Genomic DNA, 23,562 nt, shown 5'->3' with positions numbered 1-23,562 from the left:
ATGAAGCTCATGCGGCGGCGATCATGATCCTGGTACGATTCGCGCGGCAGCGAGAAGTTGCGTACGCGGGGCGGGGAGCGACGACAATGGTGCGCGATCGGTGGACATCGCGCAGAAAAAAACGCCGGACTCCGGTGGCCCAAGCATGGGCGACATGAAGTCCGGCGTCATTGGCAATGCGGATCGGTCGTCAGGACACCCGATGGCGATTGCGCACCAGGCTCAGCACCAGCGCGACGAACGCGACGATGAACGCGACCCCCGACCACATTGGCAGCGTCAGCCCGAGAATCGGCGGATATGCGGTTTCGCACAGGCCCGCGACCTTGAAAACGCTCGGCAGCCAGTGCGCGGGCGGCAGGCTGTCAACGATCGGCTGCAGCTCGTCGAAGCCGCAGCTGAAGCCAGGATTCGCCTGGATGTACACATGGCGCGCGGCGGTCGCGATGCCGGCGAGCGCCGACAGCGCCGCCATCACTTCGAGCAGGCGCACGCCGCGCCAGTTCTTGAAGCGCGCGCCAAGGAACGCGAAGATCGCGATCAGCAGAAAGAAATAGCGCTGGATGATGCACAGCGGACACGGGTCTTCGCGCAGGCCGAACTGCAGGTACAGCGCACCGCCCACGAGGGCGAGACAGATCAGGCCGAGCAGATTCAGCAGGGTGCGCTCGCGGCGCAGCATCGCGGAGTCGTTAGTCATGGATCTTCGATTGGTCTGGAGACGATAGAGCGGGTGCCGGCGATTCTAGCGCGAACGCCTTTCGCGCCGCTTCTCGCCTGACGATTGCCGCGCTTTAGCGGATCGCTTTCAACACCGCCTCGGCCGCGCGGCCGATTGCGAGCAGCGCGTCGTCGGCGTGCGGCGCGCCCGCCAGCATCAGTCCGACCGGCGCGTCGCCGCGCAGATGGCACGGCAGCGACAGCGCGCAGCTATCGAGGAAGTTGAACACGCTCGGGTTGCGCAGGATCAGCGCGTTAGTGTGGCCGAACGTGTCGTCGTCGTCGAGCAGGTCGGCGAGGCGCGGCGGCACGACCGGCACGGTGGGCGCGACGACCGCATCGAAACGCTGCCACAGCGTGCGCGCGGCTTCGTCGAGCATCGCGGCGCGCTCGGCGAGCAGGTCCAGATAGTCGACCGCGGTGGCCGGCTGTCCTTTCATGATGCGCACGAGCACGCGCGGGTCGTACTGCTCGCGATGCTTGTCGAGCAGCGGGCGATGCCACGCATATGCCTCGATCGGCGAAAAGCCGAAGCGGTTGATTTCCGGCAGGCGGTCGAGCGGCGCAAAGCGCACCTCGCTGACGATCGCGCCGGCCGCCTCCAGGTGCTTGAGCGCGGTGTCGATCGCGCGCGCGACTTCGGGCTCGACGCCGTCGGTCACGAAGTTGGTCAGCACGCCGAGACGCACGCCTTCGAGCGGCCGCGCGGCCGGGATGCGCGGCTCGAGCCCGGCGAGCATCCGGTCGACCAGCGCGCAGCAGGCGACCGATACGCCGATCGGCCCGAACGAATCGAGCGTCGACGACAGCGGCACGCCGCCCTGTTTCGGGATGCGCGCGGCGGTCGGCTTGAAGCCGGTCAGCCCGCACAACGCGGCTGGAATGCGGATCGAGCCGCCGGTGTCGGTGGCGAGCGCGACCGCCGCCATGCCGTCGGCGACCGATGCCGCCGCGCCCGACGACGAGCCGCCCGAAACCCGCTCGTCGCCCTTCACGCCGCGCCGGTACGGCGACAACGGATGGCCGTAGTGCGGATTCAGGCCGAGCCCGGAAAACGCGAACTCGCTCATGTTGGTGCGCCCGACGATCACGGCGCCGGCCCGCTTCAGCCGCGCGACCGCGACCGCGTCGGCTTTCGCGGCTGGCGCATCGGCGAGCACGACGGAGCCCGCGCGGGTCGGCTGGCCTTCGATGTCGAACAGGTCCTTGACCGACACCGGAATCCCGGCGAGCGGCGACAGCACGGTGCCGGCCGCGCGCAGGCGGTCGTGCGCGTCGGCGGCGGCGCGCGCGGCATCGGCGTCGACGTGCATGAAGACGGCGGCGCCCTGGCCGGCGGGGTCGGCGATCCGGTCGAGCGCGGTTTCGACGAGCGCGCGGCTGGTGGTGCGGCCGGCGGCGAGATCGGCGGCAAGCTGGGCAAGCGGCGGGAACGGAGCGAAGTCAGTGGCCATGATGTCGGTAGAGATCCGGTTGAGCGCGGCTCGGGCGCATGAGCGGGGCGGTGTCGAGCCAACGGAAAGGTCCGTCCGCATTGTAGAGCAAGGTTTTGCGGCCGAGCGGCCTGCCAGGGCCGGCGCGGCGCGGCGCGAGAATTCGCCAAAAACATCGCCGGCCCGTTTGTTACACTGCGCCTTCCGAGATTACCGTTTGTAAGGAAAACGCTCATGCACCATGGCATTGGCTTCATCCAGGATCTGGCTGTCGTGATGGCGCTGGCGGGCGTCGTCACCGTGCTGTTCCATCGCCTGAAGCAGCCGGTGGTGCTCGGCTATATCGTGGCCGGCGTGATCATCGGACCGTACACGCCGCCGTTCCAGCTGATCCATGACGAACAGACGATTCAGACGCTCGGCGAGCTGGGCGTCGTGTTCCTGATGTTTTCGCTGGGCCTCGAATTCAGCCTGCGCAAGCTGTTCAAGGTCGGCGCGACGGCGATCGTCGCCGCGCTGTCCGAGATCGTGCTGATGCTGTGGATCGGCTACGCGATCGGCAATGCATTCGGCTGGAGCCCGATGGATTCGCTGTTCCTCGGCGCGATCCTCGCGATCTCGTCGACCACGATTATCGTGAAGGCGCTGTCCGACCTCGGACTCAAACGCGAAAGCTTCGCCCAGCTCGTGTTCGGCATCCTGATCGTCGAAGACATTCTGGGCATCGCGATGCTCGTGCTGCTGACCGGCATCGCGCAGACCGGGCAGTTGTCGGCCGGGCTCGCGGCCGTCACGCTCGGCAAGCTGCTGCTGTTCATGACGGTGTCGCTGCTGGTCGGCGTGCTGCTCGTGCCGCGCGCGCTGAACTACGTCGCGCGCACCGGCAGCAGCGAGATGATGCTCGTGTCCGTGCTCGGCTTCTGCTTCGGCTTCTGTCTGCTGGTCGTCAAGCTCGATTACAGCATCGCGCTCGGCGCGTTTCTGATCGGCGCGATCATGGCCGAGTCGCGCCATCTGCATCGGATCGAGCATCTGATCGCGCCGCTGCGGGACGCGTTTTCCGCGATCTTCTTCGTGACGATCGGACTGATGCTGAACCCGGCCGTGATACTCGACTACGGATGGCCGATCGCCGTGATCACGCTCGCGGTGATCGTCGGCAAGATCGTGTCGTGCGGGCTCGGCGCGTTTCTGTCGGGGCAGGACGGGCGCACGTCGATGCGCGTCGGCATGACCGTGTCGCAGATCGGCGAGTTCTCGTTCATCATCGCGACGCTCGGTTTGACGTTGAAGGTGACGAGCGGGTTTCTGTATCCGATCGCGGTCGCCGTGTCGGCGTTGACCACGCTGACGACACCCTATCTGATCCGCGTCGCCGATCCGCTGACGCGCCGCATCGCGAACGCGATGCCCGCCACGTTATCCAACGCGTTCGGCATGTACGGGCAATGGCTGCGCAGTTTGATCGCGGCGCGCGGCGAGCCGACGCTGATCAGCATGACGCGGCGCATCGTCGTGCAGATCGGTGTGAATCTCGCGCTCGTCGCGGCGATTTTCCTGGTCGTGTCGTATAGCGCGCCGCATAGCGGCCGGCTGCTCGCGCACTGGCTCGACGATGAGCCATTGCAACGCGTCGTGCAGTGGAGTGTCGCGCTGGTGGTGTCGCTGCCGTTCCTCGTGGCCGTGTATCGCAAGACCAAGTCGCTCGCGCTGCTGCTCGCCGAAGTCAGTGTGCTGCCGACCACTGCCGGGCGCTTCACCAGCGCGCTGCGTCACGCGATCGCCGACCTCGTGCCGATCGTGTCGATGATCGGCGTGTTTCTGCTGGTGGCGGCGCTGTCGGGCAGCATCCTGCCGCCGACGGGCCTGCTCGTCGCGGTGCTCGTGTGCGCCGCGCTGCTGCTCACGCTCGTGTGGCGATGGTGCGTGAAGATTCACGCGTCGATGCAGATCGCGTTGCGGGAGACTTTCGACGAGCGGCCAGACCCTTGATTCAGAGGGTCTGTGTAAAGCTTCGCAACAATGTGAGTAATTGTTTGCGGGTTTGCCGGGCCTGCTGCACTGACGGATAATCAGGGCATATTCATTCGTTCGCGCGGAAGGCGCCCGTCCGACAGTCATGAGCGACAAACCCGAAAACGCCGGCACGACCGGCAGCCCACCGCCGAGCTCGCCCGCGCCGAGCGGCACGCCGGCCGCACCGGCGCCCTCGCTTCCTCCGTCGCATGAAGATGCCACCCAGTCGGCCGCCAAAGACACGAGCCCGGCCATCGAGGAGGCGACCGCGCGGTCGTCGACCGACGATCCGATCAGCGCATCGTCAGTCACTCGCGAAGATCCGCGCGCGGCGCGGTTGCGCGACGCGGTGGAGGCACGCAGCGCCGCCGCCGAATCGACCGCGCGCCAGGAAGCCGCGGTGCACGAGCGCGAAGCGCGGCGCGCCGGTACGCGCCCCGGCGGCGCGACCACGGTGAAACCCGAGCCAGCCGTCAAACCGACGGCAGCCGCCGGCCAGCCTCTAGTGGGTGGCGGCCTCAGCGCCGCGGACGTCGCCACCGACGGCGAGATCGCCACCGAGGAAACCGCCGCGCGCGCGGCGCGCGCGCCCGGCTCGCCGCCGCCCGGATTCGGCGCGGCACCCGATTTCAGCGCCACCAATCCGCCTCCGCCCAACGCCCTTCCGCCGTCGCCGCCGCGTTATCTGAAGCAGAGCGATTCGGCGTGGAGCGTGTTCGGCCGTATCGTCGCGGCGCGCGCGCGGCAGCTGTTCGATCGCGCGGGACAGCGGATCACGCAGCGCACGCTGCGCATCGGCGTGTCGGCGCGCATCTTCCACCCGGAACCGGGCGCGAAGGGCTTGCGCGGCAAGACGCTGCAGTATCTGGAAGAGTCGATCGCGCACTGGGTGATGTCGCGCGACGTGCTGGTATTCATGATCCCGACCGTCGGTCATCAGGGCATGCTGCACCCGAGCAACATCCGTCTGCGCGACTATGCGAAGCATCTCGACGGCCTGCTGCTGCAAGGGGGCGCCGACGTGTCGCCGCAGACCTACGCGGAAACGGCGAGCAGCCACGAATGGCCCGGTGACCGCGTGCGCGACATGTACGAGCTCGAACTGCTGCACGAGTTCGTCGAATCGGGCAAGCCGGTGCTCGGCGTGTGCCGCGGCTGCCAGCTGATCAACGTCGCGTTCGGCGGCACGCTGTATCAGGACATCGCGACCGATGTGCCTACCGCGAACGCCCACGTCAACGAGAACTACGATCAGCACCGGCACGGCGTGCATTTTCCCGATGGTTCGACGCTGCTGAACATGTTCCCCGGACGACGCGACGCGATCGTCAACTCGATCCACCATCAGGCGGTGAAGACGCTGGGCCGCGATCTGAATATCGAGGCGGTGTCGGCGTCGGACGGCATCATCGAGGCCGTGCGCTATCGGCGGGCGCCGTTCGTGATGGGCGTGCAGTGGCATCCGGAGTTTCATCGCGCGGGCGGGCCGGAGCTACTCGATTGCACGCCGTTGCTCGATACGTTCCTGCGGGTCGCGCGGGAGACCCGGTTTTGAGCAGGGCGGGTTCGCGTCGGCCCGACGGGGCCGTCCCACCCATTTGACGCACTGCCACGCTATGTGGCTGGCGGCGATCATTGCGCGAATTGTTCCGGGATTTCGGTGACGCGTCGCTGCGATATGTGATTCATCCACTCGGAGCTGTCCGCCGGCCGATCGTTCGACACGGTGGAGCGCGGCAGCGGCGCGGCGTCGTGTGAAGACATCATCGCGAAGGTCGTCACATCGGCGTATTCGTGATCGCCGACCCGGGTTCGAACGCGCGCTTCATGCGACGACTCGTTTGCGGCATGGCGATTTACCGAAAGCGGACGCGTTTGCGCGCGAAGCGCACGACTCGCTGGCGCGGAGTGAATCGCATCACGCGGCGTGCGCGGATTTCGCGTGGTGTTGCGCTGAGGCAAAGCCGCTATGGGCGCGGGTGCAGCGGCGGCCACGTCGACAGGTAATGGCGGAAGCACAGCGGCCGGTGTGACGGCCTCGGCAATCACCGGCGCATCGCGATGCGGCATCAAAGCCTGCGCCGACTTCAGCATCTCGGAGGCCATCTGCCGCGGCGCCAGAGGCTGATCGACGATCCACCACACTAGCGCCGCGACGCAGCCGACTACCCCGGCACTCGCCGCGACCGTACGTCGATTCCAAACTGAGCGCCGTTGCGCGATTCGCGGCGAGCGGGCCTTGAGCGCGATACGCATTGGACCCTGAGGCACCTTCCGTTGCATGGCGGGACGCGTCACCGTCGCGGTATGCGCCGCTTCCGCGGCATGCTGCGTGGCGTCCGCGACCCGAGCCTCCGCCGGACGCTTCACGTCGCTCAGCGCGCCCTCGATCGACACCCACTGCCCATACGACAGCAACGGCTGATCCCTGATGCAGACGGTGCGCAGCAGCGCGGCATACAGCGAATCGAATCCGGCTCGCCAGCACTGAGCGTCGGGCAGCAATGCCCAATCGCGGCCGAACCGTTCGGAAAGTTGATTGAGCGGACGGAGAGGGGGAAGGGCGAATGCGCCTTCGATCAAGGTGAGCGGCGTGCTGGTCATCGGTTTCTTCCGGTGTCTCGTGACAGGACGACCGGCGAGGCAGGGACGGAATCTGTAGGGGACCGATGAAGCCATCGGCGACAGAATATCGTGCCTCGAAACTACCTTGTCCACCCTTCGGATGACTCCGAAAACGGGGACATCACGGGTGTTCGCTTCGCGCAGCCCAACTGCGATGCTCAGGGCTTCAACCGGTACACGTAGCGCAGCGCGGTGATATCGACGCCGCCCATATGGTCGGGCTCCGCGCCGACCAACTGCCAGCCGTGCCGCTCGTAAAAGCCAATCGCCGCCGTATTGCCCTCGAGCACGTACAGATACAGCTGTGCCTCGCCTTGGGCGCGGGTCCAGTCAACGGCTGCGTGCATCAGTGTTTTACCGACGCCGATGCCCTGATAACCGGGCAGCGCATGCAGGTTGTCGAGCAGCACGCCCCATGCGGACTCGGGCTGTCGCTCGACACACACGAAGCCGATCGGCTCGCCGGCCAATTCGGCGATCAGCACGATGCGGCGCTCGCCGCCCGGCGCGCCGAGACGCGCTTCCCAATAGGCGGCGCGTTCGCGCGTGACTTCGCCGTCGAGGAACGCGTCGGGCAACAGACCGCGATAGGTCGCCTGCCAGCTGGCGCTGTGGATCGACGCGATCAGCGCGGCGTCCTCGAGCGTGGCGGGGCGCAGGGAGAGAGCAGGGGTGGTTTGCATCGGAGTAATCAACTGAATGGCTTGCGCGGGCAGTCTACCGCCGCCCGCAGGTGTCGCGCGTAAGCAAACTGTATGCGTTTCGCGGCGACCTTATCAGCAGTAACATTACGTGGCATCGGCCCCGCATCAAGCTCAGCGTTTACCCTGATCCCGGATGAACGCCGTGGACAGCAGGATGCGGCGTCCCCGGGCGCGCTTCCCTAATCGATAACCGCGTGTCCGCCTGTGTGATCCGCTTGCCAATCGCGGTGGATCGTTCCAACTGCCCGCTCGTCACCGTCCGCGTCGATCCGTCCGACTGGGCGGCGGGCCTCTCCGAGAGTGTCATGTCTACCGCGACCCACGCCGCTTCCAATACCAAAGAATCCAAGGTCAAGACAGTGTTCCGCGTCGTCAGCGGCAACTTTCTTGAGATGTACGACTTCATGGTCTACGGCTATTACGCTTCCGCGATCGCCAAGACCTATTTCCCGAGCGGCAGCGATTTCGCGTCGCTGATGCTGTCGCTGTCCGTGTTCGGCGCGGGGTTCCTGATGCGTCCGCTCGGTGCGATCGTGCTCGGCGCCTACATCGACCATCACGGCCGTCGCAAAGGCCTGATCCTCACGCTGAGCCTGATGGCGCTCGGCACGCTGACGGTCGCGACGATACCGGGCTACGCGACCATCGGGCTCGTGGCGCCCGTGCTCGTGCTGCTCGGCCGGCTGCTGCAAGGTTTCTCGGCCGGCGCCGAGCTCGGCGGCGTGTCGGTGTATCTGTCGGAGATCGCGACGAAGGGCAACAAGGGCTTCTATTGCTCGTGGCAGTCGGGCAGCCAGCAGGTCGCGGTGGTATTCGCCGCGCTGATCGGCGTGGGGCTCAACAAGATTCTTCCCGCCGATCAGATGTTCGCGTGGGGCTGGCGCGTGCCGTTCCTGATCGGCTGTCTGATCGTGCCGTTCCTGTTCATCATCCGCCGCTCGCTGCAGGAGACCGAGGAGTTCACGGCTCGCAAGCATCGTCCGGGCATGGGCGAGATCCTGAAGTCGATGGCCGCGAACTATCCCGTAGTGCTGGGCGGCATGGGCATGGTCGTCATGACGACCGTGTCGTTTTACATGATCACGGCTTATACGCCGACCTTTGGCAAGGAGGTGCTGAAGCTGACGGCGATCGACGCGCTGGTCGTCACCGTCTGCGTCGGCATCTCGAACCTGATCTGGCTGCCGGTGTCCGGCGCGTTGTCCGATCGCATCGGCCGCCGTCCGGTGCTGCTCGCGTTCACGATCCTGACGATCCTCACCGCGTATCCGGCGCTGCAATGGCTCGTCGCCGACCCGTCGTTCGCGCGTCTTCTCGCCGTGCAGCTGTGGCTGTCGTTCCTGTATGGCTGCTACAACGGCGCGATGGTCGTCGCGCTGACCGAAGTGATGCCGGTCGAAGTGCGGACCGCCGGCTTCTCGCTCGCGTACAGTCTCGCGACCACGATCGGCGGCTTCACGCCGGCCATCGCCACGCTGCTGATCCACGTGACCAACAACAAGGCGGCGCCGGGTCTGGTTCTCGGCGTGGCGGCGATCTGCGGTCTGCTCGCGACGCTGTTCCTGTATCGCACGCCGGAGGCGCGCAATCAGTATCGGGCGGCCTGACGGGTTCGCCCGATGTTCTGAAAGCAAAAACCCCGCGCAAGCGGGGTTTTTGCTTGTTGGCGGAGCGTGGTCCGTCGCTACCCGTGGCGCAATTCGTTGGCGACCGCTTCGACGACTTCATCCCACGCGCCCGGCCGCGGCTGACGCACCAGCGTCGCGCCCGGATACCACGGGCTGCGCGTGTCGCCGTCGAACCAGCGCCAGTCGGCGGCGAACGGCAGCATCAGCCACAGCGGCTTGCGCAGCGCGCCGGCGAGGTGCGCGATCGAGGTGTCGATCGACACCACCGCGTCGAGCCGCTCGACGATCGCCGCGGTATCCGCGAAGTCGCCGATGCGCTGGTCGAAGCGATGGATCGCGGCCGCGCGCGGATGTGCGTCGAGCGCCGCGCGTTCGTCGTCGGACAGATCGGGCTGCAGCACGATCCAGTCGATGCCGTCGAGGGCGAACAGCGGCTCCAGCGCGGCGAGCGGCATCGTGCGGGTTTCGTTGCGCTGGATGCGCCCCGACCACGCGAGCCCGATCTTGCGCTTCGCCTGACCGCCGAGCGAGCCGCGCCATTTGCGGCGATAGGCCGGCGGCACGCTCAGATAGGGCGTGCGTGCTTCGATCGTGTCGTAGCGCGTGCCGAGCGCGAGCGGCAGGCTCAGCAGCGGAATCTGCAGATCGGCGGCGGGGCGCGGCTGACCTTGCGCGATCAGCGAGACGCGCCACGCCTGCGCGACGGGCGCGAGCAGCGGCACCAGCTGCGGCTGCACTTCGAGCACGACGCGCGCGGCGCGTTGCGTGGCGAGCGGCACGAAGCGCACGAATTGCAGCGTGTCGCCGAAACCCTGTTCGGCATGGATCAGTAGCGTGTACTCGTCGATTGACTCGCCGTGCCAGCGCGGCAGCGTCTGGATCGCCGGTTGCACGACGGTTTGCAGGCGCCATTCGTATTCGGGCAGACCGCGCTCGAAGTCGCGCATCGCAAGCCACGCGAGCGCTCGGTTCATATGCGCGGACGCGAGGTCGGGGCGCAGCCGCAGCGCCTGATCGAGCGCGCGCACCGCGGCCGCGTGCGCGCCGAGCGCCTGGTGCGCGGTGCCGAGCGCGACCCACGCGAGTGCGAATTGCGGGTCGAGTCCGACCGCGCGCTCCAGATACGGCAAGGCCTGCTCGGCCCGGCCGAGCGCCGCGAGCGCGTTGCCCATGCCATAGATCGCGGGCGGCAGGTTCGGCTGCAGCCGCAGCGCCGCTTCGAATGACGCGACTGCCTGCGCATGTCGGCCGGTCGCATCGAACGTGTTCGCGAGGTTGAAGTGCGCGGCGACGAAGCGCGGCTCGGCGGCGAGCGCGGCCTCGAAGCAGGGCACCGCTTCGTTCGGCCGATCGAGCGCGTTCAGCGACATGCCCATGTTGTTCAGCGCGCCCGCGTGACCGGGGCGCAGTTCGAGCGCGCGCCGGAACGACGCGATCGCGTCCGCGTGACGGCCGAGCGCGTGCAGCGCATTGCCGAGATTGTTGTGCGACGACGCGTCATCCGGCTGCAGGCGCAGCGAGCGTTCGAACGCATCGGCGGCGTCTTCGTGACGGCCCAGCGACGCGTATGCGTTGCCGAGGTTGTAGTGCGCCATCGGGAACGTCGGCGCGAGCGTCAGCGCGTTGCGGAACTGCTCGATCGCGGCGTCGATCTGGCCGAGCGCCTTCAGAGCATTGCCGAGGTTCAGCTGCAGCGCCGCATCTTCGGGGCGCAGGTCGACCGCGCGCCGCACGAGCGCCGCGGCTTCGGCGTGCTGGCCCTGCTGGTGGCGCAGCACGCCGAGCAGATGCAGCGCATCGACATGGCTGGGGTCGTGGTCGAGCGTGGCGCGGTAGCCGCGTTCGGCGTCGTCGAGGCGGCCGTCACGATGCGCCGCGAACGCGCGGTCAAATACAGGTTGCATGACGGGGAGGGCATTCGGATCAATCAGACTGGGCCGCATTTTCCCATACTTGCGCAAGGGGCCCGGATTTGCGCGGCTCGCAGGCGCCTCTACAGCGCCGCGGCGTCCCTTCTGCGCGATTGATGCAGCGCACCGGTGTGCGCGAGGGCGGCGGCGTACACTAGAACGCATTGTTGCCTCCGGAGTTCCGCATGGACGCTGCCGCCTACGACGCGTCGCCGGTGCTGATCGTCGGGGCCGGTCCCACTGGACTTGCCGCAGCGATGAGTCTCGCGCGTGCTCACATCCCCGTGCGTTTGATCGACAAGGCGCCGCAGCCGAACCCTTACTCGCGCGCGATCGGCATTCAGGCACGCACGCTCGAGCTGCTCGAGCAGCATCGGCTGATCGAGCCGTTTCTCGAACTCGGCCATCGCGCGCGCGTCGCGAATCTGTTTTCGAACGGCATGCGGCTTGCGCAGCTCGATTTCGACCCGCTGCACACGCGCTATCCCTATCTGCTGTTTCTCGACCAGTCGGTGACCGAACGGCTCCTGACCGAGCATCTGGCGACGCTCGGCGTGAAGGTCGAGCGCGGCGTCGAACTGATGGCGTTCATGCAAGGTTCCGCGAGCATTCAGGCGACCCTGCGCCGCGCGGACGGCCGTACGGAAGGCATGCGCCCGTCATACATGATCGCCGCCGACGGCGCGCATAGCTCGATTCGCCATCGCCTCGGCCTGAACTTCGAGGGCAAGACCTTCGAGCAGACCTTCCTGCTCGCCGACCTGCACGCGGAAACCGACTGGCCCGACGACGAGTTCCATATCTTCGCGTCGGGCGACGGTCTCGTCGCGCTGTTTCCGATGGGCCACGGCCGCCATCGTTTGATCGCCGATCACGCGGTCGAGCCGTCCGGCAGCGCCGCGGCGCCGACCCCCGCGGTGCTCGGCGAGCCTCCGCTGGACGAGGCTCCGGCGCCGTCGCTCGAACAATGCAAGGCGCTGATCGCGCGACGCGTGCGCGAGCGTGTCGACGTGTCGGATCTCGCGTGGTCGGCGTATTTCCACGTGAATAGCCGGATGGTCGATCGGCTGCGCGTGGGCCGCATCTTCCTCGCCGGTGACGCCGCACACGTGCACAGCCCCGCCGGCGCGCAAGGCATGAACACCGGCATCCAGGAAGCGCTCAATCTCGGCTGGAAGCTCGCGCGCGTGATCGGCGGCGCGGCGCCGGATCGCCTGCTCGACACGTACCACGCCGAACGGCATCCGATCGAGCGCGAGGTGCTGCGGCAGACCGGCTTCATCACGCAGATGGCCGAGGCCGATCACGGTCCGCTGAAGCTGCTGCGCGAGCGCGTGATGCCGGTGCTGGCCGCGCTCGGGCCGCTGCGCGATGCCGCGCGCGCGACCATCAGCGAGCTGTCGATCCAGTACCGGCGCAGTCCACTGACGCTCGAGCGCGTGCTCGACGGCGGCCCGCGCGCGGGCGAGCGCGCGCCGGATGCGCTGGTGCATGTCGTCGACGGTCCGCTCGGGCGCGCGCCCGGCGTCGGCTGCATTTTCGATCTGCACAATCCGGCGTTCTTCTCGCTGTTTCTGCTGGTGCCGCCGCTGCCCGTCGATGGCACGCCGCTCGATCCGGCCGCGAAGCATGCGGCGCCGCCGGACCCGGAGGTGGAAAAGCTCGCCGCTGAGGTCGAGCGGCTGCTGCCGAACGCGGTGCGGATCTGGCGCGTCACCGATACGACCGGTGATGGCGGCCCGGCGCTTTCCGAATCGTATGGGCGTACGCGGCCGTCGTTTTATCTGGTGCGGCCCGACGGCTATATCAGCGCGCGCGGACGCACCGGCTCGGACCTGCACGGTCTCGTACGGCACTGCGAGGCGTGGTTTGCGGTGGGCGGAGAGATAGCGGAGCAGGCGACGTTGTGATCAGGATTGCCCGTTGCGCGGCGGCGAATCTTGCCGCCGCGCCTTGCTGACTAAAGAAATGGCCTAAGCCTGAGCCTGGGCCGGCGTCAACTTCTCGCGATACCTGACGATCGCCTCGCGCGTGAAGTTCGTCAGAGCGATGTCATAAGTGTCCGGCGCTTCGTCGAGCGTTGCGAGCAGCGCGCGACGCATGCGCGGCTCCCAGAAGCGGCGAATGTGTTCGGCGACGCCGGTCAGCGCTTCCTCGTGGTCGGGCATCGACTCGAAGAAGTCGCCGATCCGGTTCGCCATGTCGATCAGATTCCGATTGTCCATGGTTCGCCTCACTTGCCCGCGGTAACGGCCGCGGCCGAATCGGCCTGTTCGCGCCGTTTCAGCAGATCGAGCTGTTCGCTACTGAAGCGCGAATAGTCCTTCTGCCATTGCGACGGCTGCTCGACCGGCATCACCTGCACCGCGGTCACCTTGTATTCGGGGCAGTTGGTCGCCCAGTCGGAACTGTCGGTCGTGATCACGTTCGCGCCCGATTCGGGGAAGTGGAACGTCGTATAGACGACGCCCGGCTGCATGCGCTCCGTCACCTTCGCGCGCAACACGGTCTGCCCCGCGCGCGATTCGATGCCGACCCAGTCGCCGGTCTTGATACCGCGTTCCTCCGCATCGTCCGGATGCAGTTCGAGCCGGTCTTCGTCATGCCAGAGCGAGTTGTCGGTGCGGCGCGTCTGCGCGCCGACGTTGTACTGCGACAGGATGCGCCCGGTCGTCAGCAGCAGCGGATACTTGCGCGTGACCTTCTCCGGCGAGGCGATGAATTTCGTGATCACGAACCTGCCCTTGCCGCGCACGAAGGTACCGACGTGCATCGTCGGCGTGCCGTCGGGCGCGTCCTCGTTGCATGGCCACTGGATGCTGCCCAGTTCGTCGATCTTCTGGAACGACACGCCGTGGAAGGTCGGCGTGAGCCGTGCGATTTCGTCCATGATCTCGGATGGATGGGTGTAGTCCATCTCGTAGCCGAGCGCGCGCGACAGCAACTGCGTGACTTCCCAGTCCGCGTACCCGCCGAGCGGCGGCATCACCTTGCGCACGCGCGAGATGCGGCGCTCGGCATTGGTGAACGTGCCGTCCTTTTCGAGGAACGACGAGCCGGGCAGCAGCACGTGTGCATACTTGGCGGTCTCGTTCAGGAAGATGTCCTGCACGACGATGCATTCCATCGACGACAGCGCCGCCGCCACGTGATGCGTGTTCGGGTCCGACTGCACGATGTCCTCGCCCTGGCAGTACAGGCCCTTGAAGCTGCCGTGCAGCGCGGCGTCGAACATGTTCGGAATGCGCAGGCCCGGTTCCGGTTGCAGCGTGACGTTCCAGGCGTTTTCGAACTGCGTGCGCACGAGCGGATCGCCGATGTGCCGATAGCCGGGCAGCTCGTGCGGGAACGAGCCCATGTCGCACGAGCCCTGCACGTTGTTCTGGCCGCGCAGCGGATTCACGCCGACACCTTCGCGGCCGATGTTGCCGGTCGCCATCGCGAGGTTCGCGATGCCGATCACCATCGTCGAGCCTTGCGCGTGTTCGGTGACACCGAGGCCGTAGTAGATCGCCGCATTGCCGGCGCTCGCGTAGATGCGCGCGGCTTCGCGCACCTGTTGCGCGGGCACGCCGGTTGCCGCTTCGGTCGCTTCCGGCGAGTTCTCCGGCAGCGCGACGAAATCGCGCCACTGCTCGAACGCGCGTGTTTCGCAGCGCTCGGCGATGAACGCTTCGTCGAGCAGGCCTTCGGTGACGATCACATGCGCGAGCGCGTTGACGATCGCGACGTTGGTGCCGGGCCGCAATTGCAGATGATGCGACGCCTTCACGTGCGGCGTATCGACGATATCGATGCGGCGCGGATCGACCACGATCAGCTTCGCACCCTCGCGGACGCGGCGCTTCAGGCGCGAGGCGAACACCGGGTGGCCGTCGGTGGGATTCGCACCGATCACCATGATGACGTCGGCCTTATCGACCGAGGCGAACGTCTGGGTGCCCGCCGATTCGCCGATCGTCGTCTTCAGGCCGTAGCCGGTCGGCGAATGGCAGACTCGCGCGCAGGTGTCGACGTTGTTGTTGCCGAACGCGGCGCGCACGAGCTTCTGCACGAGGTAGGTTTCCTCGTTCGTGCAGCGCGACGACGTGATACCGCCGATCGAATCGCGGCCATGCTTCGCCTGGATGCGGCGGAATTCCGACGCCGCATACGAGATCGCTTCGTCCCAGCTGACTTCGCGCCACGGGTCGGTGATCTTCGCGCGGATCATCGGTTTCTTGATGCGGTCCTTGTGCGTCGCGTAGCCCCACGCGAAGCGGCCCTTCACGCATGCATGGCCTTCGTTGGCCTGGCCGTTCTTGTGCGGCACCATCCGCACGACCTGATTGCCCTTCATCTCGGCCTTGAACGAGCAGCCGACGCCGCAATACGCGCAAGTGGTGACGACCGAGTGCTCGGGCTGGCCGAGCATCACGACGGTCTTTTCCTGCAAGGTCGCGGTCGGGCACGCGGCCACGCACGCGCCGCACGACACGCACTCCGATTCCATGAACGGCTGGTTCTCGCTCGCCGCGACGCGCGATTCGAAGCCGCGTCCGGTGATCGTCAGCGCGAACGTGCCCTGGGTTTCCTCGCACGCGCGCACGCAGCGATTGCAGACGATGCACTTCGACGGGTCGTACGTGAAGTACGGATTCGATTCGTCCTTCCTGTCCTTCAGGTGATTCTCGCCGTCGAAGCCGTAGCGCACTTCGCGCAAGCCCGTCACGCCGGCCATGTCCTGCAGTTCGCAGTCGCCGTTGGCGGGGCAGGTCAGGCAATCGAGCGGATGATCGGAGATGTACAGCTCCATCACGTTGCGACGCAGCGTCTGCAGACGGTCGGTCTGCGTGCGCACCTTCATGCCGGCTTCGACCGGCGTCGTGCACGAGGCCGGATAGCCGCGCCGTCCTTCGATTTCGACCAGACACAGACGGCATGAGCCGAACGGTTCGAGAGAATCGGTCGCGCACAGCTTCGGCACGTTGACGCCGGCTTCGGCCGCCGCGCGCATCACCGACGTGCCGGCGGGCACGGTCACCGCCTGGCCGTCGATTTCGAGCGTCACGTCGACGTCCGAGTGGCGCGCGGGGGTGCCGTAGTCGGTGTCGTCGGTGAACGGGTTGGCGGCGCGTGCCATGGCTTGCGACTTGCACGCGCAGTTGCCTGAGCCGCAGCCGCCCCCCAGGGGGACGGGAGAGTTGAACTGGTCGGACATGGTGAACTCCTGGTGTCAGGCCGCGGCCGCTTTGCTGGCGTGGTCGGCAGTGGGATCGGCGGCGAGACCGAAGTCTTCAGGGAAATGATCGAGCGCGGACAGCACCGGGAACGGCGTCATGCCGCCCATCGCGCACAGCGAACCGGACACCATCGTGTCGCACAGATCGCGCAGCAGTTGCACCTGACGCGTCGAGGTATCGCCATTACGAATCCGCTCGATCACTTCGACGCCGCGCGTCGAGCCGATCCGGCACGGTGTGCATTTGCCGCACGATTCGAGCGCGCAGAAGTGCATCGCGTATTGCGCGAGCTCGGCCAGGTTCGACGTGTCGTCATGCACGACGAGACCGCCGTGGCCGATCACCGCGCCGACTGCCGCGTACGCTTCGTAGTCCATCGGGATGTCCCACTGGCTTTCCGGCAAATATGTGCCGAGCGGACCGCCGACCTGCACTGCGCGCGCCGGTCGGCCACTCGCGGTGCCGCCGCCGAAGTCGTCGAGCAGTTGGCGCAATGTCACGCCGAACGCGAGTTCGACGAGGCCGCCTCGCTTGATGTTGCCGGCCAGTTGGAACGGCAATGTGCCGCGCGAGCGGCCCATGCCGAAGTCCTTATAGAACGCCGCGCCGCGCGCGAAGATGATCGGCACCGTGGCGAGCGTGATCACGTTGTTGATCACGGTGGGCTGGCCGTAGAGACCGACGAGGGCGGGCACCGGCGGCTTCGCGCGGACGATGCCGCGCTTGCCTTCGAGCGATTCCAGCATCGCGGTTTCTTCGCCGCACACGTACGAGCCCGCGCCTTTCGCGACGAACAGCTCGAAGCGCTGCCCGCTCGAGAGCACGCTGTCGCCGAGCCAGCCGGCTGTGCGCGCGCGGGCGATGGCCGCTTCGAGCGTCGCGATCGAGTGCGGGTATTCGCTGCGCACATAGATGTAGCCGACGGTTGCGCCAGTTACGATGCCCGCGATGATCATGCCTTCGATCAGCACATACGGATCGCTTTCCATCACCAGGCGATCGGAGAAGGTGCCCGAATCGCCTTCGTCGGCATTGCAGACGACGTACTTCTGCGCGGCCTTCGCGCCGCGCACCGTGCGCCACTTGATGCCGGCCGGGAAGGCCGCGCCGCCGCGGCCACGCAGGCCGGATTGGATCAGCGCTTCGCACGCGGCATCGCCGTCGGTTTGCAGCGCGTTGCGTAGGCCTTCGAGGCCGCCATGTGCGACGTAGTCGTCGATGGACAGCGGGTCGGTGATGCCGATCCGCGCGAAGGTCAGGCGCTGCTGCTTCTTCAGATACGGAATCTCGTCGACCACGCCGACGCGCCGCGCATGCTCGCCGCCGTCGACGAAGCCCGCGTCGAACAACGCAGCGACGTCTTCCACGTCGACATTCGCGTAGCCGATACGGCCTTCGGGCGTCGCGACTTCGACCAGCGGTTCGAGCCACAGCAACCCGCGCGAACCGTTGCGGATCAGTTCGATCGCCATGCCGCGGCGCGCGGCTTCGCTGGCGATGGCTTCGGCCAGCGCATCGGCGCCGAGCGCGAGCGCCGACGAATCTCGCGGAACATAGATGCGCGTCATGCCGGCACCTCCACGCGTTTGCTGGCTGCGGCGAGCAGCGCGTCGAATTTCTGTGGCGTAACGCGTGCGTGCAGCGTGCCGTTCAGCATCATCGCCGGCGACAGCGCGCATTGGCCGAGGCAGTACACCGATTCGAGCTCAACCGTCGCGCCGTCATGGTGACCGGTGTCAAAGCGACAACCCGTGTGCGCCTCGATGTGCTGGGCGAGCGCCTCGGTGCCCATGCTGCGGCATGCTTCGGCGCGGCACAGCTGTACCGTGACGGGCGCGGCCGGCGTGGTGCGGAAGTGATGGTAGTAGGTGATGACGCCGTGCACTTCCGCGCGCGACAGGTTCAACGCGCGGGCGAGCGGTCCGACTGCGGCAGGTGGCACAAAGCCGAGTTCGTCCTGGATCGCATGCAGGATCGTCATGAGCGTGCGGCCCGGTTGCGCGTGTCGTTGCACGAGCTGATCCGGCGCCGTGGCGAGAGAATCGTCCAAAGTGGGGGCTCCTCCAAAGCGATATATGCACTTGTTATTCATAATATGTGCACGTATGCTTCGCTTATTCGATATGGTATAGCCGAAAGATAGGCGGGCTAACCGGCGCGTGCAATAGGAAACGGTCAAACATATATGGTCAGGATCGAATGTCAGGTCGAGCTGGTCGTGAAGGGTGCGGACGGCCGCGAGGCCAGCCTGTCTGACGTGGTGCCGCTACTCGCGCTTGTCGATGAATCTGGCAGCATTGCGCAGGCGGCGGCGCTTAAGGGTTTGTCCTACCGGCACGCGTGGGGTTTGCTGCGCAGCATCGAGGAGCGGCTTGGCGGTCCGCTGATAGCGAAAGAGCGGGGGCGCGGCTCGGTTTTGTCCGACCTCGGACACGCGGTGCTGCATGGGCAGCGGCTCTGCGGTGAGCGGCTCGACGGCAATCTGCAGGCGCTCGCGAGCGAAGTGGCGAGCGATCTGAACCGCTGGCTCGCGCCCCCCACCGATAACGTGCGCATCCACGCGTCGCACGGTTATGCGGTGGCCGCGCTCGTGACTGCACTGGTCGCCAACGATCTGCCGGTCGAGATCAAGTACCGCGACGGCGCCGACGCGGTCAGCGCGCTCGCGCGCGGCGAGTGCGATCTGGCGGGCTTTCACCTGCCGCTCGGCGAGTTTCGCGCGGTGTGCGCCGATACCTACCGGCGCTGGCTCGATCCGCAACGGCATGTGCTCGTGCATCTGACCCGGCGCAAGCAAGGGCTCTTCATCGGCAAGGGCAATCCCAAGGGAATCGGTGGGCTCGGCGATCTGGCGCGCGACGACATCCGTTTCGTCAACCGCCAGCCCGGCTCGGGTACGCGGATGCTGCTCGATCTCGCGCTGCGACAGATCGGGGTGGACCCGGACCGCGTGAATGGCTATGCGTCGACCGAGCTGACGCACTCCGCGATCGCGGCGTTCGTCGCGAGCGGCATGGCGGACATAGGCTTCGGCGTGCAGCCCGCTGCGCATCATTTCGGGCTCGACTTCATTCCGATCGTCGACGAGGACTATTACTTCGCGTGCGACCGCGCGCACCTGTCACGCGCGCCGCTCGCGACGGTGATCAATCTGTTGCGCGGCAGCGCGTTTCACCATCGCGTCGAGCAGCTCGCCGGCTACGATCCGTGCGACTGCGGCAGGCTCGTCGATCTCGACGAGGGGCTCGGCGGCGCGCTAGCTTAACGGCGGCGTAAGAGCTCGTAATCAGAAACTCGATGGCGCTCGGCGCGCACTGCTGCGCGGCAAGCCGGTTTCGGCTACTCTCTTGGCTTCGTATCCGCTCTAACCGCGCGGCAAGCCGCGCCGAACCAACATGAAAGCTCTTTTCCACGCATGCGCCGCCGCTGCCGCGGCTGGTGTGCTCTGTGCCACCGTCTCCGTCGCTTACGCGCAAAACTCGCCTGGCGTGCCGGGGGGCATCCTGAACGATGAATTCCGCCTCAACGAGCATCCGCAGATGCCGTTCGCCGCGTCCGCGCCGTCGGACAAGTATCAGCACGGCAAACGATCGGCAGCGCGCAAGCGCGGTGACATGGGCGATCCGAGCGGCTGCAATCTGCAGTGCCCGAAGGACGACTGAGGAACGGCGCGGGCTTCGCCCGAGCTTCGAGGTTTGACGCAACGCCGGTCCTTGGGCCGGCGTTGTGCTTTGTGGCGGGTGCAATGGTGGCGCAGTTTGCGGACCGGCTGTGTCCTTGAAGCCGTCCCTTTGCATCGCCGGCTTGCTTGTCGGCCGCGTAGTGGTGCAGCGGATGGCCCTTGTACGCCCATCGCTGCTTGCCGTCCGAGCTCGGGATTAGAGTCCAGTCGCCCGACGGCTTGTCGGTCGGCGCCGCCGTGGCCGTCGGCCAGTTGCTCATGCAGCCGGCGGTGCTACCGGGTCATGTTGTTGGTCGCGGACGGTACCGAAAATAAAAAACCCCGGCAGCGTGAAGCTACCGGGGTTTTTCGGAGCCGTTCATTGCGAACGTGCCAGGTATTTGGTGGAGGCGGCGGGAATCGAACCCGCGTCCAGAAGTCCTCTACGACCAGTTCTACATGTTTAGTTCTGTCTTTTGATTTAACCGCAGCGACGCGGACGAACACGCTGCGCTACGGCGATTCACTAGATTTTCGACCCGGACGTCGTGACGCCGCCAAGGCTTAACTGACGTATATGACCTCTGTCGGTATTGCTACCGGTCTTGCGACACTAGCCCGTCAGTGAACTAGGCAGAGGACGGCGGCCCTTAGGCTGCCAGTGCGAACGTATCGTCGTTTGCAGTTACGTTTTTCCCATTGATTAACGAGGTGACGGGTCCTCGACATGCCCTAGCCGCTTCGCAACCCCTGTCGAAACCAGGTCGCCCCCGCGGTTCGTTGCTCACATATATGAGCCAAAGGAGATTTTACAATAGATTGACGGCACGGGTCGCACGCATTGGCTGGCCGGACCTGGTCAGACAATGTCGCGCAGCAGCGTCTGCAACTGGGCCGTCGACTCCACCACGTGTTGCGCGTGCCACCGTGTCGGCGGAATGTCGTTGCCGCAATAGCCGTACGCGGCGGCGACGGTCTTCATGCCGGCAGCAAAACCGGCCTGCACGTCGCGCAGATCGTCGCCGATATAGACGACGCGCTCCGGCGCGATGTCCAGCTCACGCGCCGCGTGCAGCAGCGGCGCGGGGTGCGGCTTCGAATGTGGGGTCGTGTCGCCGCTCACCACGCAGCCGGCGCGCTCCTCGAGCCCGAGTTGCGCGACGAGCGGTTCGGTGAGCCGCGCGACCTTGTTCGTGACGATGCCCCAGCGCACGCCGCGCGCGTCGAGTTCGTCGAGCACTTCCGCGATGCCCGGAAAGAGCGTCGTCTCGATGCACAGGTCCGCTTCGTAGTTCGCGAGAAACTCCTCGCGCATCGATGCGAATTCGTGATGATCGGGCCCGATGCCGAACGCGCCGCAGATCAGTCCGCGCGCTCCGGCCGAGGCGAGCGGGCGCAGCTTCTCGAGCGGCACCATCTCGAGTCCCCGGTCGTGGCGCATTTTATTGACGGCTGCCGCGAGGTCGGGCGCCGTGTCGGCAAGCGTGCCGTCGAGGTCGAAAAGCACGGCGAGGCAAAAGCCGAGCGTGTCGTCGTTGTCTTCGCGTTGCGGCAGGGGAGTCGGGTCGCTCATTGTTCGTTTCGGATACGGCGGATCGGGGCGGTTCTGGCAGGTCAGGCGTCGCGGCGACAGGCGAGCATATAGTTGACGCTCGTGTCGGACGACAGCGCGAAATGCTTGCTGAGCGGGTTGTACACGATGCCCTTGATGTCGGCCGTGCGCAGATCGGCGGCGCGCACGAAGCCGGCGAGTTCCGACGGGCGGATGAAGCGCGCGTAGTCGTGCGTGCCCTTCGGCAGCATTCGTGCGATGTATTCGGCGCCGATCACCGCGAACAGATACGACTTCACGTTGCGGTTCAGCGTGGAGAAAAACACCCACCCGCCCGGCTTCACGAGATTCTTGCAGGCCTCGACGATCGCGGCCGGCTGGGGCACGTGCTCGAGCATTTCCATGCAAGTGACCACGTCATAGGTGCCCGGTTCGCGCGCGGCCAGCGCCTCGGCCGCGATTTCTTCGTAATCGACAGTTACACCGCTTTCAAGGCTGTGAAGATCGGCGACGCCGAGTGCCTGCGTCGACAGGTCGATGCCCTTAACATGCGCGCCCAAGCCTGCCATCGATTCCGACAGGATGCCGCCGCCGCAACCGATATCGAGCACCTTTTTGCCGGCGAGATGCGCGTGCGCGTCGATCCAGCGCAGGCGAATTGGATTCAGTTCGTGCAGTGGTTTGAATTCGGCGTTCGGGTCCCACCAACGATGCGCGAGGTCGCTGAATTTCTGTAGTTCGTGGGGATCGGCGTTGGTCATGGCGAAGGCTGCCTCGATGAAAGCGGTGAGCGGACGCTCGAGGATAAACTCTGAGTATATAGGGCAAGAGAAAGAGCGGCAAAAGCGCGCCAGCGAGCGGCTGCCAATCCGAGCTGCGAGCCGCTAGTAGCGGAACGGGGTGTTCCTCCGCCGCGCATCACGCCACGTGGCGGCACCCGCACATAAAAAAAGCCCCGCCGAAGCGGGGCTTTCGATACTGCGGTAATTTTCCAGCTTACTGCTTCGGCGTACCGACAACTTCGACTTCCACGCGGCGGTCCGGTGCGAGGCAGGCGATGAGTTGCTTGCGGTTCTTCTGGTTGCAACCGGTGGTAACCGGGTTGCGGCGGCCCTTGCCTTCCGTGTAGATACGGTTGGCTTCGACGCCCTTGCTGACCAGGAAGGCCTTCACAGCTTGAGCACGACGCAGCGACAGACGGTCGTTGTAAGCGTCCGAACCGATGCGGTCGGTGTGGCCCGTAGCAACGACGACTTCGAGGTTGATGCCTTGGATCTTCGATGCCAGTTCGCTCAGACGTTCCTTGCCAGCCGGCTTCAGGATTGCCTTGTCGAAGTCGAACAGCGCATCAGCTTGATACGTAATCTTTTCGCTGGAGATTGCCGGGGCCGGAGCGACCGGTGCCGGCGGGGTCGGAGCCTGAGCAACCAGAGCGCCGTCGCACTTGGCGTTAGCCGTTGCGGGCGTCCAGAATGCATCGCGCCAGCAAAGCTCGTTCGTGCCGTTCATCCACACGTATTCGCCAGTACCATTCACCCAGTTGTCGTTGGTAGCTTGTCGCGACGCCGGCACCGACTGCGCCATGGCGGATGCAGCCATAACTGCGGTAGCTGCAATGAACGCGAGCTTTGAAAGTTTATTCATATTTCTCCTCTCGAAATTGAGATTACCGCAGGTTTACTGCGAGCCTGTTGACGGATGACCAGTCATACATTGCTCGAAGTATAACATTGGTGCGGAACAAAAACCGGCTGTATAGACTTCGAGCAGTGTCTGACTCTTTGTGCGTTGGCATTTTGCCATATCGTTCCCCTCCGACGAAAAAAAAATCTGCCCCCATTCAAATCCCCCTCCAAATGTGGTGCATGCGCAACAAATGTTTTCGTCTGAGCGGTCCGCCGGCTCTGGCTGAGCGGGGAATTGGCCCTACGCAGGAATCGAGCCTGGTGAGCCTGAAAGTGCGGGATCGGCGAGGTGTTGGCGGGTGCCCCTCTAATATGTATACGTACCTGCGTCGGGCGCGGATGCGTGGCATGTTAGAATCGCGTGATGCGTTGCGCCTGCAATGCTTACGCGAAGTTGCGGCGAACC

The 23,562-nt window shown here is 65.9% G+C and carries 18 protein-coding genes, 1 other RNA gene and 1 pseudogene; 6 read left to right on the top strand and 14 right to left on the bottom strand.

Features of this window, described 5'->3' with window-relative positions; translation table 11 throughout:
• Positions 1-190 precede the first annotated feature (190 nt).
• On the bottom strand, positions 191-700 hold the full coding sequence (locus tag AB3X94_RS27015) for a disulfide bond formation protein B (RefSeq protein ID WP_176105359.1): 510 nt from the start codon (positions 698-700) through the stop codon (positions 191-193).
• Positions 701-794: 94 nt separating this feature from the next.
• The gene (locus tag AB3X94_RS27010; protein ID WP_176105360.1) at positions 795-2,174 is read right to left on the bottom strand and encodes an amidase; all 1,380 of its coding nucleotides are present in this window, start codon (positions 2,172-2,174) and stop codon (positions 795-797) included.
• A gap of 213 nt (positions 2,175-2,387) precedes the next feature.
• Here AB3X94_RS27010 and AB3X94_RS27005 point away from each other — a divergent pair, with 213 nt between their 5' ends.
• Both AB3X94_RS27005 and AB3X94_RS27000 read left to right on the top strand, forming a co-directional pair.
• A complete protein-coding gene (locus AB3X94_RS27005) occupies positions 2,388-4,145 on the top strand; it encodes a cation:proton antiporter (protein ID WP_368613187.1) in 1,758 nt (585 codons plus the stop codon).
• A gap of 127 nt (positions 4,146-4,272) precedes the next feature.
• Positions 4,273-5,724 (top strand): gamma-glutamyl-gamma-aminobutyrate hydrolase family protein, encoded by a 1,452-nt coding sequence (locus AB3X94_RS27000; protein ID WP_368613186.1) that lies wholly within the window; start codon positions 4,273-4,275, stop codon positions 5,722-5,724.
• A 77-nt stretch (positions 5,725-5,801) separates the two neighbouring features.
• Here AB3X94_RS27000 and AB3X94_RS26995 read toward each other — a convergent pair whose 3' ends face one another.
• Together AB3X94_RS26995 and AB3X94_RS26990 are read right to left on the bottom strand one after the other, a co-directional pair.
• Positions 5,802-6,773, bottom strand: a complete 972-nt coding sequence (locus AB3X94_RS26995; protein ID WP_368613185.1) for a hypothetical protein — start codon at positions 6,771-6,773, stop codon at positions 5,802-5,804.
• A 179-nt stretch (positions 6,774-6,952) separates the two neighbouring features.
• Entirely contained in the window at positions 6,953-7,477 is a 525-nt protein-coding gene (locus AB3X94_RS26990) for a GNAT family N-acetyltransferase (protein WP_176105364.1), read from the bottom strand.
• Positions 7,478-7,803: 326 nt separating this feature from the next.
• Between AB3X94_RS26990 and AB3X94_RS26985 the strand changes: the two genes are divergently transcribed.
• Positions 7,804-9,105 (top strand): MFS transporter, encoded by a 1,302-nt coding sequence (locus tag AB3X94_RS26985; RefSeq protein ID WP_368613184.1) that lies wholly within the window; start codon positions 7,804-7,806, stop codon positions 9,103-9,105.
• Positions 9,106-9,182: 77 nt separating this feature from the next.
• On the opposite strand, the gene AB3X94_RS26980 is transcribed toward AB3X94_RS26985, so the two are convergent.
• On the bottom strand, positions 9,183-11,030 hold the full coding sequence (locus AB3X94_RS26980) for a tetratricopeptide repeat protein (protein WP_368613183.1): 1,848 nt from the start codon (positions 11,028-11,030) through the stop codon (positions 9,183-9,185).
• 191 nt (positions 11,031-11,221) lie between these two features.
• Here AB3X94_RS26980 and AB3X94_RS26975 point away from each other — a divergent pair, with 191 nt between their 5' ends.
• Positions 11,222-12,946, top strand: a complete 1,725-nt coding sequence (locus AB3X94_RS26975) for an FAD-dependent monooxygenase (RefSeq protein WP_368613182.1) — start codon at positions 11,222-11,224, stop codon at positions 12,944-12,946.
• Between the two features lie 63 nt (positions 12,947-13,009).
• Here AB3X94_RS26975 and AB3X94_RS26970 read toward each other — a convergent pair whose 3' ends face one another.
• The 4 genes from AB3X94_RS26970 to AB3X94_RS26955 are packed head-to-tail and all read right to left on the bottom strand — an operon-like array spanning position 13,010 to position 18,308.
• Positions 13,010-13,261: a formate dehydrogenase subunit delta gene (locus AB3X94_RS26970; protein ID WP_176105368.1), complete on the bottom strand. Its 252-nt coding sequence runs from the start codon at positions 13,259-13,261 to the stop codon at positions 13,010-13,012.
• An 8-nt stretch (positions 13,262-13,269) separates the two neighbouring features.
• Complete coding sequence (gene fdhF, locus AB3X94_RS26965) at positions 13,270-16,236, bottom strand: formate dehydrogenase subunit alpha (protein ID WP_176105369.1); 2,967 nt, start codon at positions 16,234-16,236, stop codon at positions 13,270-13,272.
• 15 nt (positions 16,237-16,251) lie between these two features.
• A complete protein-coding gene (locus tag AB3X94_RS26960; protein ID WP_176105370.1) occupies positions 16,252-17,826 on the bottom strand; it encodes an NADH-quinone oxidoreductase subunit NuoF in 1,575 nt (524 codons plus the stop codon).
• Positions 17,823-18,308, bottom strand: coding sequence for an NAD(P)H-dependent oxidoreductase subunit E (locus AB3X94_RS26955; RefSeq protein WP_368590496.1), 486 nt, complete (start codon positions 18,306-18,308; stop codon positions 17,823-17,825). Before AB3X94_RS26955 ends, AB3X94_RS26960 begins: the two co-directional genes overlap by 4 nt.
• A 135-nt stretch (positions 18,309-18,443) precedes the next feature.
• Here AB3X94_RS26955 and AB3X94_RS26950 point away from each other — a divergent pair, with 135 nt between their 5' ends.
• Both AB3X94_RS26950 and AB3X94_RS26945 read left to right on the top strand, forming a co-directional pair.
• The gene (locus AB3X94_RS26950) at positions 18,444-19,523 is read left to right on the top strand and encodes a substrate-binding domain-containing protein (protein WP_176105372.1); all 1,080 of its coding nucleotides are present in this window, start codon (positions 18,444-18,446) and stop codon (positions 19,521-19,523) included.
• 130 nt (positions 19,524-19,653) lie between these two features.
• Positions 19,654-19,920, top strand: coding sequence for a hypothetical protein (locus AB3X94_RS26945; protein WP_176369263.1), 267 nt, complete (start codon positions 19,654-19,656; stop codon positions 19,918-19,920).
• A 166-nt stretch (positions 19,921-20,086) separates the two neighbouring features.
• On the opposite strand, the pseudogene AB3X94_RS26940 reads toward AB3X94_RS26945, so the two are convergent.
• The 5 genes and pseudogenes from AB3X94_RS26940 to ompA all read right to left on the bottom strand — a co-directional run.
• A pseudogene (locus tag AB3X94_RS26940) lies at positions 20,087-20,200 on the bottom strand (hypothetical protein); the annotation flags it as partial.
• Between the two features lie 121 nt (positions 20,201-20,321).
• Positions 20,322-20,691, bottom strand: a transfer-messenger RNA (tmRNA) gene (gene ssrA / locus AB3X94_RS26935).
• Between the two features lie 87 nt (positions 20,692-20,778).
• The gene (gph, locus tag AB3X94_RS26930; RefSeq protein ID WP_368613181.1) at positions 20,779-21,492 is read right to left on the bottom strand and encodes a phosphoglycolate phosphatase; all 714 of its coding nucleotides are present in this window, start codon (positions 21,490-21,492) and stop codon (positions 20,779-20,781) included.
• A gap of 41 nt (positions 21,493-21,533) precedes the next feature.
• Positions 21,534-22,232 (bottom strand): bifunctional 2-polyprenyl-6-hydroxyphenol methylase/3-demethylubiquinol 3-O-methyltransferase UbiG, encoded by a 699-nt coding sequence (ubiG, locus tag AB3X94_RS26925; protein ID WP_176105375.1) that lies wholly within the window; start codon positions 22,230-22,232, stop codon positions 21,534-21,536.
• Between the two features lie 235 nt (positions 22,233-22,467).
• Complete coding sequence (ompA, locus tag AB3X94_RS26920) at positions 22,468-23,115, bottom strand: outer membrane protein OmpA (protein WP_026228725.1); 648 nt, start codon at positions 23,113-23,115, stop codon at positions 22,468-22,470.
• Positions 23,116-23,562 lie beyond the last annotated feature (447 nt).

Source organism: Paraburkholderia sp. BR10923, from assembly GCF_040948765.1.
Taxonomy (GTDB): Bacteria; Pseudomonadota; Gammaproteobacteria; order Burkholderiales; family Burkholderiaceae; genus Paraburkholderia; species Paraburkholderia youngii.
This window is presented reverse-complemented; position numbering and strand designations above follow the sequence as displayed.

What these genes read in the sequence shown, in the direction of transcription:
- AB3X94_RS26975 (WP_368613182.1), top strand. Translation starts at nt 11,222, where the DNA reads ATGGACGCTGCCGCCTACGACGCGTCGCCGGTGCTGATCGTCGGGGCC.
- AB3X94_RS27010 (WP_176105360.1), bottom strand. Translation starts at nt 2,174, where the DNA reads ATGGCCACTGACTTCGCTCCGTTCCCGCCGCTTGCCCAGCTTGCCGCC.
- AB3X94_RS26945 (WP_176369263.1), top strand. Translation starts at nt 19,654, where the DNA reads ATGAAAGCTCTTTTCCACGCATGCGCCGCCGCTGCCGCGGCTGGTGTG.
- AB3X94_RS27015 (WP_176105359.1), bottom strand. Translation starts at nt 700, where the DNA reads ATGACTAACGACTCCGCGATGCTGCGCCGCGAGCGCACCCTGCTGAAT.
- gph (WP_368613181.1), bottom strand. Translation starts at nt 21,492, where the DNA reads ATGAGCGACCCGACTCCCCTGCCGCAACGCGAAGACAACGACGACACG.
- ompA (WP_026228725.1), bottom strand. Translation starts at nt 23,115, where the DNA reads ATGAATAAACTTTCAAAGCTCGCGTTCATTGCAGCTACCGCAGTTATG.
- ubiG (WP_176105375.1), bottom strand. Translation starts at nt 22,232, where the DNA reads ATGACCAACGCCGATCCCCACGAACTACAGAAATTCAGCGACCTCGCG.
- AB3X94_RS26990 (WP_176105364.1), bottom strand. Translation starts at nt 7,477, where the DNA reads ATGCAAACCACCCCTGCTCTCTCCCTGCGCCCCGCCACGCTCGAGGAC.
- AB3X94_RS26950 (WP_176105372.1), top strand. Translation starts at nt 18,444, where the DNA reads ATGGTCAGGATCGAATGTCAGGTCGAGCTGGTCGTGAAGGGTGCGGAC.
- AB3X94_RS27005 (WP_368613187.1), top strand. Translation starts at nt 2,388, where the DNA reads ATGCACCATGGCATTGGCTTCATCCAGGATCTGGCTGTCGTGATGGCG.
- AB3X94_RS26995 (WP_368613185.1), bottom strand. Translation starts at nt 6,773, where the DNA reads ATGACCAGCACGCCGCTCACCTTGATCGAAGGCGCATTCGCCCTTCCC.
- AB3X94_RS26980 (WP_368613183.1), bottom strand. Translation starts at nt 11,030, where the DNA reads ATGCAACCTGTATTTGACCGCGCGTTCGCGGCGCATCGTGACGGCCGC.
- AB3X94_RS26960 (WP_176105370.1), bottom strand. Translation starts at nt 17,826, where the DNA reads ATGACGCGCATCTATGTTCCGCGAGATTCGTCGGCGCTCGCGCTCGGC.
- AB3X94_RS27000 (WP_368613186.1), top strand. Translation starts at nt 4,273, where the DNA reads ATGAGCGACAAACCCGAAAACGCCGGCACGACCGGCAGCCCACCGCCG.
- fdhF (WP_176105369.1), bottom strand. Translation starts at nt 16,236, where the DNA reads ATGTCCGACCAGTTCAACTCTCCCGTCCCCCTGGGGGGCGGCTGCGGC.
- AB3X94_RS26985 (WP_368613184.1), top strand. Translation starts at nt 7,804, where the DNA reads ATGTCTACCGCGACCCACGCCGCTTCCAATACCAAAGAATCCAAGGTC.
- AB3X94_RS26970 (WP_176105368.1), bottom strand. Translation starts at nt 13,261, where the DNA reads ATGGACAATCGGAATCTGATCGACATGGCGAACCGGATCGGCGACTTC.